We start from the raw sequence: 12595 nt of genomic DNA, 5'->3' as shown, positions 1-12595 counted from the left end.
CGGGTGGATGACCCTGCTTTCTCGGTCGCTGCTTTGTTCAGTCTGGATTAAAAGTGGCTATGAGGCTCAATATTATGCACAGAGGTTAAAAGTGTTGGTTCACTGTGTCAATAAAATGGCATCATTTTACCTATAATTTGTTTACGTTTTAATGTTGTTTTGTTGGGGTTGTCCGGCAGCCACCTGGTACACCGAGTTGCCCGAAGACAGTGCTAACAGGCGACTCTGTATCATCAAGGAGGACAAAGGGATCTGCTCCACCGACCATCACATGACAGGGACGTCATGTGCTGAGCGTCACAGGGAGGTGCTTGCAGCGGGTCGGTGGAGCGGACCCTTTGTTCGGGCTTGGTATGGCAACCGGATAGAACGATTGTTTAATGTAATCGGCATAAGGCATGCTTATCGGTCGCTGCTGAAATGGAGCCGAAACCGGCGGTGCTGGTGCTGGGCCGCCTCTATGGCGGTGGCCTTGAACCGTACCTGGTGCCCGGCCGGGCACTGGGCCAGACGGGCGCAGGCCAGGGGCGTGAGTGTGCCCAGCCGCGGGTAGCCGCCTATGGTCTGCCGGTCGTTGAGCAGGGCGATGGGCTGGCCGTCGGGGGGCACCTGTACTGCGCCCAGGGCGATGCCTTCCGAGATCATCGAATTCAGGGTGCAGCGCAGGGCCGGGCCCAGCAGGCGCACTCCCATGCGATCGGCCCGGGTATCCACTGTCCAGGGGGAATTAAAGGCCCGGAACAGGCTGTCACCGCTAAAGGTGGCGACCTGGGCTCCGGGGGTCAGCGCCAGACTGGCGGGGGCGCGGTAATCCAGCCGTTCGGCTGCCGGCACTGTTCGCCGTGGCAGTTTGTCGGCATGGATCGAAAAAGGCAGTCGTTCATCGGCGGCCAGCTTGCGGCCGTTGCCCAAATGGCCGCCCAGCCCGTCCCGGGTCACGCAGGCCACGCTGCCCAGTACCGGCTCGGCGATAAAGCCGCCGGTCACCGCCAGATAGGCGCGCACGCCCGTTACCGGCATGGCAAAGCGTAAAGTCTGGCCCTGGCGCAGGCGGAATGATTGCCAGCAGCCGAGCGGCGCACCGTCCAGAGTCGCGCCCAGATCGGCGCCACAGAGTGCCAGGCTACAGTCCTGCTCGGCCTGCAGCTCCAGGCCGCCGAGGGTAATTTCCAGTGCTGGCGTGCCCCAGGGATTGCCCAGCAGCCAGTTGGCCCAGGCCCAGGCGTGCAGATCGGCGGGGCCGCCCTGGGTAATGCCCAGCCGACGCACGCCGAAGCGACCGGCATCCTGCAGCGTGGTCAGCGGTCCGGGCTTGATCACCTTCAGGTAACCGTTATTGGATAACTGGGTCATGACAGGGTTTCCGTAGCCGTGGTATCGCCACCGAGGCGAATAAATTCTTCTTTGTCGACCGGCACGAAGCGTACCCTATCACCCACCTGGAGCAGGCTGAGCGCTTGGCTTTCCGGATCAAACAAGCGGGCCGGGGTACGGCCGATCAGATTCCAGCCACCGGGGGAGACCTGCGGGTAGGCGGAGGTCTGTCGTCCGGTGATTGCCACGCTGCCCGCCGGTACCCGTTTGCGGGGGGTGTTCAGCCGGGGCAGCTCCAGTTCGGCAGGCAGTGAGCCCATAAAGGCAAAACCGGGGGCAAAGCCCAGGGCAAATACCCGGTAGCTGTGCTCGCTGTGCAACTGGATGATACGTTCAAGACTGAAGCCGGTTTGCTGTTGCAGCAGCGCCAGCTCGGGCCCCACGCTGGGGTCATACCAGACCGGCAGTTCCTTGATGCCGGCATTGGCACAGGTGTCGTTGGCGGTGAGCCCGACCAGCAGCGACTGCAGCACATTCTTAACCTGCTGCGCGTCCAGCTTGAGCGAGTCATAGTGCACCAGCACTGTGGTGTAGGAGGGCACCATATCCACCAGATTATCGCCTAACGCCTGCTCGCAGGCTTCGACCAGGGCGGTGATCCAGGGCATGTTGGCTTCGTCTATGGTGTCGAACAGCCGGACCAGCCAGGCATCGATACCGGCATTCTCCAGCCGTGGCAGCCCGTTTTGGGGGGGAAAGGTCATGCGATGGCGTCCAGTGCCTGACGAATGGCGCGGATGGCGGCAATCGACTCGGGGTTGTCTCCGTGTACGCACAGGGTATCGGCCTGTAGCCGTAGCTCGCTGCCATCGATGGAGGTCAGCGGCTGGCCCAGGGCGATGCGCCTGGCCTGCTCGACGATAAGTTCGGGATCATGATGTACGGCGCCCGGCAAACGGCGGGACACCAAAAAGCCGCTGGCATCATAGGCCCGGTCGGCAAAGGCCTCGAACCACAGGCTGATCCCGGCCTGTTTTGCCAGCCGTCGGGCCGGTGCCGGGTTGGCGGTGGCCATCACCATCAGCGGCAGCTGCGGGTCGAAGGCGGCCACTCCCCGCATCACCGCCAGCAGTTTGTCGTCATCCTGCATCATGTCGTTATAGAGGGCACCATGGGGTTTGACGTAGGCGAGTTGCGTGCCTTCGGCCCGGCAGATGGCGGCGAGGGCACCCATTTGATAGAGCACCAGATTTTCTATTTCCTGGGCCGAGCAGGCCAGGGAGCGGCGGCCGAAGCCGACCAGATCCGGGTAGGCCGGATGGGCACCCACCCTGACCCCATGCTGGCAGGCCAGACGCACCGTAGTGCGCATGATGTCGGGATCCGAGGCGTGAAAGCCGCAGGCCACATTGGCCAGATCCACGTGGGGCATGACGTCCTGGTCCAGTCCCATGACCCAGGGGCCAAAACTTTCACCCATATCGGCATTGAGCAGTAGTGTAGACATGCAGTTAGTTCCCTCTAAGTTATCGCACAGGGTGTTAATCTAATAATTTATCAATAAAATGCAAATAAAATACCGGTGAATTGATGGCAAAGTAATAGCTGTGATAGAGTTGTTTCATATAATCGACAAAATATTTTGCAGAACGTCCGCGCTGATTTACCCTGCACTTTCTGACTTTGCTGAATGTTATCCTGTTCAGTATTACCCTGCAGATCGTAAGTTATCTGCCTGATACCATGAGTAATCGTTGATGAGTAGCGAAAATAACCGTATCCGAGCCGCCGATCCCAGAGGGCCAATTGTGTCTTCTGAGCATCTGTCGCGTAACGCCAGTGAACTGTCGGAATTTGAGTTCGGGATGATTATTGCGGGCAACGCCTTCAATCGCTGGATGGTGCGCTGCATGACGGCGGTAGGGCTGCCCGAGCTCGGCTCGCTGGACATACTGGTACTGCATAGCGTTAACCACAGAAACCGGGCCAAACGGCTGGCGGATATCTGTCTGGTGCTGAATGTGGAAGACAGCCATACCGTGAGCTACTCCCTGAAAAAGCTGACCAAGCTGGGGTTGGTCGCCGGTGAAAAGCACGGCAAGGAGAGCTTTTTTAACACCACCGAAGAAGGCAAAGAGATCTGCACTCAATATGCCGAGACCCGCGAGGCGTGTCTGGTGGAGTCATTGTCTTCTCTGGGTATCGCAAAGGAAGACATGCACCAGATAGCCAGAGTACTGCGTGCCATGTCCGGACTCTATGATCAGGCAGCCCGTTCAGCAGCCTCACTATAAAGTAGTTTCTGACATGTTTCAGTCTGTCTGATTATTTTCGCCAGCTGCAGCGGCGCTTACAATGCGCCTAACGCCTAACGCCTAACGCCTAACGCCTAACGCCTAACGAGCCACATATCAGACAAACAAAAGCCCGGCACATGCCGGGCTTTTTACTGATAGCTTCAAGCTGACCGCTTCAAGCTCTGCGCAGCTGCGTTATTTAATCCGCATGCCGGGCTGGGCGCCGTCCTGGGGCTCGAGGATCCACAGGTCTTTACCGCCCGGACCGGCGGCCAGCACCATGCCCTCGCTCAGGCCGAAGCGCATTTTGCGCGGCGCCAGGTTGGCAACCATGACCGTGAGCTTGCCTTCCAGGTCTTCCGGGTTGTAGGCGGACTTGATACCGGCAAATACCTGACGGGTTTCGCCGCCCAGATCCAGCTCGAGGCGCAGCAGTTTTTCGGCTTTGGGCACGGCTTCGGCTTTTTTGATCAAGGCCACGCGCAAGTCGATTTTGGCGAAGTCATCAAAGCTGATGGTGTCGCTGATGGGGTCATCCGCCAGCAGACCGGCGATCTGTTTGGTCTGGGCCTGCTCGGCAGCCAGATCTTCTTTGGAGGCTTCTACCATGTTGGCAACCTTGTCGGCATCCATGCGGCTGAACAGGGCACTGAACTTGCTGACGGTATGATCCAGCAAGGGCTCGGCGACCGCGTTCCAGCTCAGGGTGGTGTTGAGGAAGGCCTCGCTACGCTCGGCCAGCTTGGGCATGACCGGCTTGAGATAGGTCATGAGCACGCGGAACAGGTTGATGCCAAGGGAACAAATGGCTTGCAGCTCATCGTCTTTACCCTCTTGCTTGGCCAGCACCCAGGGTGCCTTGTCGTCCACATAACGGTTGGCCTTGTCGGCCAGCGCCATGATTTCGCGAATGGCACGGCCATATTCACGCTGATCGTAGAACTGGCCAATACGTTCACCGGCCGCCGCAAATTCAGCATACAGCTCGGGCTCGGCACAGTTCGCCGCCAGTTGGCCATTGAAACGTTTGGCAATAAAGCCGGCGTTACGGGAGGCGAGGTTAACCAGCTTGTTGACCACGTCGCTGTTCACACGCGCCACAAAGTCACTCAGGTTCAAGTCCAGATCGTCGATGCGGCTGGAGAGTTTGGCGGCGTAGTAATAACGCAGACACTCGGGATCCAGGTGGTTGAGATAGGTGTCGGCCTTGATGAAGGTGCCCTTGGACTTGGACATCTTGGCGCCATTCACCGTCACATAACCGTGTACGAAAATATTGGTGGGCTTGCGGAAGTCGCTGCCTTCCAGCATGGCCGGCCAGAACAGGCTGTGGAAATACACTATGTCTTTACCGATAAAGTGATACAGCTCGGTCTTGCTGTCTTTATTCCAGTATTCGTCAAAGTTGATATCGCCGCGCTTGTCGCAGTAGTTCTTGAACGAGCCCATGTAGCCGATGGGGGCGTCCAGCCAGACATAAAAGTATTTGCCGGGAGCGTTGGGGATTTCGAAGCCGAAATAGGGGGCGTCGCGGGTAATGTCCCACTGCTGCAAGCCGGCCTCGAACCACTCTTCCAGTTTGTTGGCCATTTCTTCCTGCAGGGCACCGGAGCGGGTCCAGGCCTTGAGCATGCCGCTGAACTGGGGCAGGTCGAAGAAGAAATGCTCGCTGTCTTTCATGACGGGGGTGGCGCCGGACACGGCAGAGCGCGGGTTAATCAGCTCGGCCGGGCTGTAGGTGGCCGAACAGACTTCGCAGTTGTCACCGTACTGATCTTCCGCCTTGCAGCTGGGGCAGGTGCCTTTCACGAAGCGGTCGGGCAAAAACATCTTTTGCTCGGGATCGTACAGCTGGGAAATGGTACGATTTTCAATAAAACCGTTGCTCTTGAGGCGGCCGTAAATCAACTCGGCAAATTCGCGGTTTTCGCTACTGTGAGTCGTGTGGTAGTTGTCGAAGCCAATATTGAAACGATTGAAGTCCGCCTCGTGCTCTTGTTGCACGGCGGCAATCATTTGCTCGGGATCGATACCCAGCTGCTTGGCCTTGAGCATAATGGGGGTACCATGCGCATCATCGGCACAGATGAAGTGAACGGTATGGCCACGCATTCGTTGATAGCGAACCCAGATATCAGCCTGAATATGCTCCAGCATGTGGCCAAGGTGGATAGAACCATTGGCGTAGGGCAGGGCGCAGGTAACAAGTATCTTACGAGGTTCGGTAGCCATAATTTCCATTCTGTTAAGTTAATTTGATGGGACCCTTCATGTTACCCGAGTTTTTTTAGGTTATACACACCCTGACGGCTTTTTCACGGGCAAAGCCCGCACGCGGGGTCTTTTACCGGGCAGAAAGGCGTTGGCGTCGGGTTTGTGTGACTTGCCCGTGCCGGTAACGTTTCGCTGCTGTGGGCTTTTTGATAGAGTGCAGGACGGATCCATTTTGGGGTGATTAGGGATGAATAAAGAACAGGTTATGGCGGTACTGAGCCGGTTTGCACCGACACACTGGACCAGTGACCCTGTGAGTGCCGGTTTTGTGCGTGATGTTGCGCTGACGGATGACACACTGACCATCAAACTGGTGCTGCCGTTTGTCGATTATGGTCTCGAGTCCAGCCTGCAGCAGCTGGATGCCGAACTGTGCCAGGCCAGCGGTGCCAAGGTGGTACAATGGCAGCTTGGCAAAGACATCGCCACCCTGGCCCATGCCAGCAGTGCGCAGGATGTGCCGGGGGTGCGCAATATTATTGCGGTGTCGTCCGGCAAGGGGGGCGTGGGCAAGTCGACCACGGCCGTCAACCTGGCACTGGCCTTGAGCCAACTGGGGGCCCGGGTCGGTATTCTGGATGCGGATGTCTACGGTCCTTCCATTCCCATGATGCTGGGCGTGACCCAGGCCAAACCGGCCAGCGACGACGGCAAAACCATGGCGCCAATCGCGGCCCATGGCATTGTCGCCAACAGCATCGGCTTTTTGGTGGGTGCCAATGATGCCACCGTGTGGCGGGGCCCCATGGCGAGCAAGGCGCTGGCGCAAATATTGCGCGAGACCCGCTGGGGAGAGCTGGATTATCTGGTGGTCGACCTGCCCCCCGGTACCGGAGACATTCAGATTACCATGGCCCAGGAAGTCCCCACCACGGCGGCGCTGGTGGTTACCACGCCGCAAAACGTGGCCCTGGCCGATGCGGTCAAAGGCATCAACATGTTCAGCAAGGTGAGCATTCCGGTGCTGGGGGTGATAGAAAACATGAGCTATCACCTCTGTAGCCAGTGTGGTCATCAAGAGGCCATGTTTGGTGAAGGCGGGGGCTTGCGAGTTTCCCAGCAGCATCAGGTGCCGCTGTTGGGGCAGCTGCCGCTGGATGCCAGCATAGGCCGCCAAATGGACAGCGGTACGCCGACGCTGGTGGCCGATCCCGAGGGGGCTGTGTCGCAGTTGTATTTCACCATGGCCGCCCGTATATCCTGCAGCCTGTATTTTAGTGGCAACAGCATTCCTACCCGCCTGTATACTCGGTTGGTTTAATCACACCCGTTGCGGCAGCGCCGGACCCGGCTGTCATTTGGATGGCAAGAGTTGTCGCTGCCGCAACCTATTTTAAATTGAATGAGGAAGTGTTAATGCGTCTTTGTGACCGCGATATTAAGCGTTATCTGGCCGACGGTATTATTCAGATCAGCCCAGAGCCGGATCCCGAGCGGATAAGTGGCGTGAGCATTGATGTACTGTTAGGCAACGAATTTCGGGTATTTCAGGCTCATACCGCCCCTTATATCGACTTGAGTGGCCCTAAAGCCGAGGTGTCCGACGCCATTGATCGGGTAATGAGCGATGAAATCTACATCGCCGATGGCGAGGCTTTCTTTCTGCACCCCGGCGAACTGGCACTGGCGGTGACACATGAATCTATCACCCTGCCCGATAACATAGTGGGCTGGCTGGATGGACGCTCGTCCCTGGCTCGCCTGGGGTTGATGGTGCACGCCACGGCACACCGTATCGATCCGGGCTGGTCGGGGCGTATCGTGCTGGAGTTTTATAACGGCGGCAAGCTGCCGCTGGCGCTACGTCCGCACATGGTGATCGGCGCGCTCAACTTTGAAACCATGTCCGGTTCGGCGGAGCGGCCTTACATGAGCCGTGCCAATGCCAAATATAAAGCGCAGCAAGGTGCGGACGCCAGCCGCATCAACCAGGACTAAAAACAGCAACACGGGATAAACACGCATGAAAAAGCTACTTTACGGCATTGGCGCCCTGGTGCTGCTGATAGTACTGGCATTGGTCATTTTGACTCAGGTAGTCGATACCGACAGAGTGAAACGGGTACTGATAGAGCAAACCCGGGAAAAAACCGGCCGCACCCTGGTGATCAATGGTGACTTGAGCTGGCGCTTCTTTCCGTCCATCGGCTTTACCGTTAACGATGCGGCGTTACTTAACCCGGCCGGGTTTGCCAAAGGCAATACCCTGTCGGTAGGGGAAATCAGCCTGGATGTGGCATTAAAGCCCTTGTTCGATAACCGGCTGGAAATTGGCGAGGCGGTGTTGGGCAATGCGCGACTGCATTTGATTACCCGTGCCGACGGCATGACCAACATCGACGACTTGCGCGCCTTGTCGGCCGAGAGCGCCGCCGAACCCGCCAGTACAGCAGCGAGTGAGCCGGCCGAGACCGGTGAGGCCACCGTACCGCCGAGCATTAGCCTGGCGGGAGTGCGGGTGGTGGATGCAGAAGTGGTCATGCAGAACGATGCCAGTGGCAAGCTTACTCGTTTGAATCGTGTTAATTTTACGCTGGACAATTTTGCGCCGGGTCAAACCGTTCCCCTGAGCTTGTCGGGTAATCTGTTTACCGACGATATTCAGGCCAATATCAATGCCACCGGTCAGTTCTGGCTGGCGCCAACCCTGGACAGTTTGCGCGTGAACGAGCTGGAGCTGACCACGGGCGCCACCGGTCGTGCCATCCCCGGCAACAAGCAACTCAAGTTGCAGGGAGATCTGGCCTACGATCTCAATGAGAAACTGGCCGAGTTTAGCAACATGACCCTGGATCTGGGAGCACTGGACGTGACCGGTGAGCTGTCGGTGCGCCATCTGGCCGTGCCTGAGCTGACTTTCAATCTGCATACCCAGTTGCTCGATATTGATGCCTTGCAGGCCGACTGGCAGGCAACCCCGGCCAGCGCCGACCAGCAAGAAGATCAGCCAGTCGCTGAAAATGGCGCCGTTCCGGCAACCTTGTCCGCTGCGGTACCTTCTGCCGAGCCGGATGTGTCGTTGCTGCAGAATATAAAAGTGGATGGGCAGTTGGTTGCAGACAAGGTCCTGGCAAGCGGTATCGAAATGGAACAACTCGAGATCCATATTCGGGTTGACCAGGGCAAGCTGCTCCTCGACTCGGTGCAGGCGCAGCTGTATGAAGGCACTATCGATGCCAAAGGACAGCTGGATGTCACTCGGCAGCCGGCGCGGTTTCAGGTGCAAAAACAGCTGACCGGCGTGAATGCACGAGAGTTGCTGAAGGCCGCCGCAGACATCGATTACCTGGAAGGCCGTGCCGATTTGGTATTTGATCTGACGGGAGCCGGGTTGACGGCTGACGCCATCAAACAAAGTGTCAAGGGAACCGCCGGATTGAGGGTTGCCGATGGTGCCTTGCATGGCGTCAATATTGCGGCCCTGATCCGCCGCGCTCATGCCAAGGTCAAGGGTTTGCCCTTGCCGGCCGAAGATGCAGTGGAAAAAACCGACTTCAGTGCACTGACCGCTGATTTTGCCATCGCCAAGGGCAAGGTCAGCACCGATAACCTGCACATGGCATCGCCCTTGCTGCGCATCGACGGCGAGGGTGAAACCAATCTGTTGGATGAGTCCCTGGACGTGTTGCTGAACACCGCGATCGTCGGAAGCCTGAAAGGTCAGGATGGCGAAGAGCTCAGCGAGCTGAAGAATATTCTGTTGCCGGTCCGCATCGCGGGGACTTATCAAGAGCCCAGATACAGCCTGGACCTGCAGCAGGTATTTGATTTGTATCTGCGTGACAAGGCCGAAAAGGAAGCCGAACGGGTCAAGCGCAAGCTGAACGAAAAACTCGGTGAGCAACTGGGCGACAAGCTGGGTGACAAGTTACCCGGCTTGCTGGACAGGCTGGGCCTGTAAACCGGATGTCGATATAAAAAGGCCGCTTTAAGCGGCCTTTTTATTGATACACGGAGCGGTAATACCAAATACATTAAACGACACGGGCCGTACCTCAAGCCGGCTTTCTGCCGGATTGCAGCAGGCCGACTCCTGTCAGGATCACCAGCATGGCGATAATATCGAGCCCTTGAACGGGTTCGCCGATGAGCACGACTCCAATCAAAAGGGCGACGACGGGGGGTATGTAAGTGACCCCCGAGGCCACGATGGCCCCAAGCCGGTTGACGATAAAGTAATAGAGAATATAAGCGACGCCGGTTCCCAGCAGCCCCAGTCCCACCACCATCGCCAGGGTGGGCCCGGGATGTGCAAACAGGCGCTCAATATCCTTGAGCTCGGTGACCCACAGCAACAGAGCGAGCGCGAAACCCGTTTGATAGGTCGCCAGCGCCAGGGCAGGCAGCCCCAGCGGGCTGACGAACTTGCGCGCATACACAAACGAAAGCCCCACACTCAATGAACCCAGCAGCATGTACAGCACCCCGGGCAGGTTGATATCCGCTCCCGCGCTCTGCCAGGGACGGGCAATCAAGAGTATCCCCATAAAGCCCAGCAGGGTGCCGCCAATAGAGCGCACATTAACAGGCTCACTGCGCAAAAATGCCAGGGCTGCTACAAAGGTAAACAGCGGAATGGCGCCACTGAGCATGCCGGCCAGGCTCGACAGCAGCAGGGCGGTCCCCTTGGCGAAGGCAAAGTAGTAAATGGCGGTGGCCAGCAGGGCCATCACGATAAAGTGATGGGCATGACGCAGATGCGCCCAGCGCAGGGAGCGGGTCAGCAGGCCGACCAGCAAGATGGGCATAAAGCCAAACATTACCCTCAACAGCGCCACTTGCGATGGCGTGATCCAGTCGGCCGCCCATTTCATGAAGATAAAATTGCTGCCCCAAATCACCCCCAGCAGGCCGAAGGCGATATAGGAAGCATGTCTGTGCATGAGAGTCATCATTCTGTTTCCCTCGCAAAATGGTCATCCAGGGGGAGGGTGATGCAGAGGTTGCCCACGGGGTTGCCGGCAATACCGCTCATCGCCACGCTTTGTTTTTGCATATGCTGCTCCTGATGTGATCGCTATTAAAATGACAGGTCCAGCATGACGAGATTGACAGCATTGGAAAAACGTTATCTCATGGGGGTAAGGTGTAGAAAATCTACAGGCTCTATATTCATGGTACCTAAACCCAAACTGACATCACTCCGTATGTTCGATGTGGCAGCCCGGCGGCTGAATTTTCGCCTTGCCGCCGACGAACTCGCGTTGACGCAGAGTGCGGTGGCTCAAAGGATACGCCAGCTGGAAGCAGAGCTGGGCGTCGCCTTGTTTGTGCGGGAGCCCAGAGGCCTGGCGTTAACCGCTCAAGGGCGGCAGTATCACGCCACCATCAGCCAGGCGTTGTCGATGATCGACGAGGCGACCCGTCATCTCGTATCAACTGGCAGCAGAATGACCCTGAGTGTCACGCCATCCTTTGCCGCCAAATGGTTGCTCCCCCGGCTGAAAAACTTTCGGCAGTCCTATCCTCATCTTGATCTGCAACTGGAGGCCAGCGAGCAGCTGGCTGACTTTCAAACCGATGCCGTGGACTTTGCCATTCGCCAGGGTGTGCCGCCGTTTGGTGCGGGACTGTACTGGGAGCGGCTGACCAGATTGAACCTGTGTCTGTTGTGCAGCCCAGATTACCTGGCGAAGCACGATGGTCAGGTTGATATTGAGGATCTGTCATCACACACCCTGATTGGTGATGCCCATGATCACTGGCAGGGGCTGTTTCGGCAGCTCCCTTATCAGACCAAGGCGGCGACATTGCGACTCAGCCATACCAGCCTGGCCATAGATGCTGCCCGGGCCGGTCAGGGCATAGTGCTGGCACCTCACATTCTGGTAGCCGAAGATATTCGAGAAGGGGCCTTGATTGCGATGCGCCGGTTCACCGATGATCCTCGAGGGTTCTATCTGGTGTGCCCCCAGGCTCGTCAGCAAGAAGCGCAACAGATATTACTGCCCTGGCTAAAAGCCAACATTGAAACCGTGTCAACGGGTGACTGACGAGTCAGCTATCAAGCTGACGGTCACGGTTTGCCCTGGTTGTTGATTTTAAATTAGCACTCCGTAAGGATCTGTCAGTTATTGTAGAAATAGATGTTGTTCGTCAACCTTGATAAGTGAGCCTTGAATCATGACTGAGTCATCGAAAAGTAATGGTGCATTAAAGGTATTAATGGTGTGTCTGGGTAATATTTGTCGTTCTCCCACCGCAGAAGCCGTGTTGCGCCAACGGGCGCGGCGAGCCGGTGTTGCGCTGCATGTCGACTCGGCAGGTACCCTGGGCTTTCATACCGGTGCCGCGCCCGATGTACGTGCGCGGGCGGCAGGAGAGCGGCGAGGCTATGACTTTAGCGGTATTCAGGCTCGCCAGGTTAGCGTGGAAGACTTTGCCGACTTTGATCTGGTTTTGGCGGCGGATCGTCATAACCTTGCCGATCTGTCTGTGCTGTGTCCTGCCGAGCATCAACACAAACTCAAGCTGTTGTTGAGCTTTAGTGATCACGCCGAGCAAGAGGTACCGGATCCTTACTATGGCGGCGAGCAGGGCTTTGAACAGGTGCTGGATCTTGTGGAGTCGGCTTGTGATGGTCTGCTGGCACAGTATCAAAAAGGAAGCGTTCGGCGCTAGGCGGCCAATAATACCAATTACAGTAAAGATTTGATCACCTTTGAACCTGAATACCAGAGGCACCACAGTCACCTCCCACGACACGCCAT

Annotated in this window: 11 protein-coding genes; 6 read left to right on the top strand and 5 right to left on the bottom strand. The window is 57.4% G+C overall.

Annotated features, from left to right (window positions below; all coding sequences use genetic code 11):
- Positions 1 to 402: 402 nt before the first annotated feature.
- From ACN0VL_RS05255 to ACN0VL_RS05245, 3 genes are read right to left on the bottom strand one after another with little or no spacing between them, the layout of a single operon-like run.
- Positions 403 to 1353 (bottom strand): biotin-dependent carboxyltransferase family protein, encoded by a 951-nt coding sequence (locus tag ACN0VL_RS05255; protein WP_417615205.1) that lies wholly within the window; start codon positions 1351 to 1353, stop codon positions 403 to 405.
- A complete protein-coding gene (gene pxpB / locus ACN0VL_RS05250; protein WP_417615203.1) occupies positions 1350 to 2078 on the bottom strand; it encodes a 5-oxoprolinase subunit PxpB in 729 nt (242 codons plus the stop codon). The genes ACN0VL_RS05255 and pxpB overlap by 4 nt, the downstream gene beginning before the upstream one ends.
- Positions 2075 to 2821, bottom strand: a complete 747-nt coding sequence (locus tag ACN0VL_RS05245) for a 5-oxoprolinase subunit PxpA (protein WP_417615201.1) — start codon at positions 2819 to 2821, stop codon at positions 2075 to 2077. The genes pxpB and ACN0VL_RS05245 overlap by 4 nt, the downstream gene beginning before the upstream one ends.
- Before the next feature lie 250 nt (positions 2822 to 3071).
- On the opposite strand from ACN0VL_RS05245, the gene ACN0VL_RS05240 reads away from it, so the two are divergent.
- Positions 3072 to 3608, top strand: coding sequence for a winged helix DNA-binding protein (locus ACN0VL_RS05240; RefSeq protein WP_417615199.1), 537 nt, complete (start codon positions 3072 to 3074; stop codon positions 3606 to 3608).
- 198 nt (positions 3609 to 3806) lie between these two features.
- On the opposite strand, the gene metG is transcribed toward ACN0VL_RS05240, so the two are convergent.
- Positions 3807 to 5843 carry a methionine--tRNA ligase gene (gene metG, locus ACN0VL_RS05235; protein WP_417615197.1) on the bottom strand — a complete coding sequence of 679 codons (2037 nt, stop codon included), beginning with the start codon at positions 5841 to 5843 and terminating at the stop codon, positions 3807 to 3809.
- 229 nt (positions 5844 to 6072) lie between these two features.
- Between metG and apbC the strand changes: the two genes are divergently transcribed.
- From apbC to ACN0VL_RS05220, 3 genes are all read left to right on the top strand, one after another.
- On the top strand, positions 6073 to 7146 hold the full coding sequence (gene apbC, locus ACN0VL_RS05230; protein WP_417615195.1) for an iron-sulfur cluster carrier protein ApbC: 1074 nt from the start codon (positions 6073 to 6075) through the stop codon (positions 7144 to 7146).
- A gap of 95 nt (positions 7147 to 7241) precedes the next feature.
- A complete protein-coding gene (gene dcd / locus ACN0VL_RS05225; RefSeq protein WP_417615193.1) occupies positions 7242 to 7823 on the top strand; it encodes a dCTP deaminase in 582 nt (193 codons plus the stop codon).
- A gap of 25 nt (positions 7824 to 7848) precedes the next feature.
- Complete coding sequence (locus ACN0VL_RS05220) at positions 7849 to 9786, top strand: AsmA family protein (RefSeq protein ID WP_417615191.1); 1938 nt, start codon at positions 7849 to 7851, stop codon at positions 9784 to 9786.
- Between the two features lie 94 nt (positions 9787 to 9880).
- On the opposite strand, the gene ACN0VL_RS05215 is transcribed toward ACN0VL_RS05220, so the two are convergent.
- The gene (locus ACN0VL_RS05215) at positions 9881 to 10780 is read right to left on the bottom strand and encodes a DMT family transporter (RefSeq protein WP_417615189.1); all 900 of its coding nucleotides are present in this window, start codon (positions 10778 to 10780) and stop codon (positions 9881 to 9883) included.
- A 219-nt stretch (positions 10781 to 10999) separates the two neighbouring features.
- Between ACN0VL_RS05215 and ACN0VL_RS05210 the strand changes: the two genes are divergently transcribed.
- Together ACN0VL_RS05210 and ACN0VL_RS05205 are read left to right on the top strand one after the other, a co-directional pair.
- Positions 11000 to 11878 carry a LysR substrate-binding domain-containing protein gene (locus ACN0VL_RS05210; RefSeq protein WP_417615187.1) on the top strand — a complete coding sequence of 293 codons (879 nt, stop codon included), beginning with the start codon at positions 11000 to 11002 and terminating at the stop codon, positions 11876 to 11878.
- 130 nt (positions 11879 to 12008) lie between these two features.
- On the top strand, positions 12009 to 12506 hold the full coding sequence (locus tag ACN0VL_RS05205) for a low molecular weight protein-tyrosine-phosphatase (protein ID WP_417615185.1): 498 nt from the start codon (positions 12009 to 12011) through the stop codon (positions 12504 to 12506).
- Positions 12507 to 12595: the final 89 nt, after the last annotated feature.

Source organism: Oceanisphaera sp. (assembly GCF_048268965.1).
Lineage (GTDB): Bacteria > Pseudomonadota > Gammaproteobacteria > Enterobacterales > Aeromonadaceae > Oceanimonas.
Note: the sequence above shows the minus strand (reverse complement) of the source record. Positions and strands in the feature narration are given on the sequence as shown.

Excerpts from the sequence above, each read along its gene's own strand:
- ACN0VL_RS05255 (WP_417615205.1), bottom strand. The coding sequence starts at position 1,353 with ATGACCCAGTTATCCAATAACGGTTACCTGAAGGTGATCAAGCCCGGA.
- pxpB (WP_417615203.1), bottom strand. The coding sequence starts at position 2,078 with ATGACCTTTCCCCCCCAAAACGGGCTGCCACGGCTGGAGAATGCCGGT.
- ACN0VL_RS05245 (WP_417615201.1), bottom strand. The coding sequence starts at position 2,821 with ATGTCTACACTACTGCTCAATGCCGATATGGGTGAAAGTTTTGGCCCC.
- ACN0VL_RS05240 (WP_417615199.1), top strand. The coding sequence starts at position 3,072 with ATGAGTAGCGAAAATAACCGTATCCGAGCCGCCGATCCCAGAGGGCCA.
- metG (WP_417615197.1), bottom strand. The coding sequence starts at position 5,843 with ATGGCTACCGAACCTCGTAAGATACTTGTTACCTGCGCCCTGCCCTAC.
- apbC (WP_417615195.1), top strand. The coding sequence starts at position 6,073 with ATGAATAAAGAACAGGTTATGGCGGTACTGAGCCGGTTTGCACCGACA.
- dcd (WP_417615193.1), top strand. The coding sequence starts at position 7,242 with ATGCGTCTTTGTGACCGCGATATTAAGCGTTATCTGGCCGACGGTATT.
- ACN0VL_RS05220 (WP_417615191.1), top strand. The coding sequence starts at position 7,849 with ATGAAAAAGCTACTTTACGGCATTGGCGCCCTGGTGCTGCTGATAGTA.
- ACN0VL_RS05215 (WP_417615189.1), bottom strand. The coding sequence starts at position 10,780 with ATGATGACTCTCATGCACAGACATGCTTCCTATATCGCCTTCGGCCTG.
- ACN0VL_RS05210 (WP_417615187.1), top strand. The coding sequence starts at position 11,000 with ATGGTACCTAAACCCAAACTGACATCACTCCGTATGTTCGATGTGGCA.
- ACN0VL_RS05205 (WP_417615185.1), top strand. The coding sequence starts at position 12,009 with ATGACTGAGTCATCGAAAAGTAATGGTGCATTAAAGGTATTAATGGTG.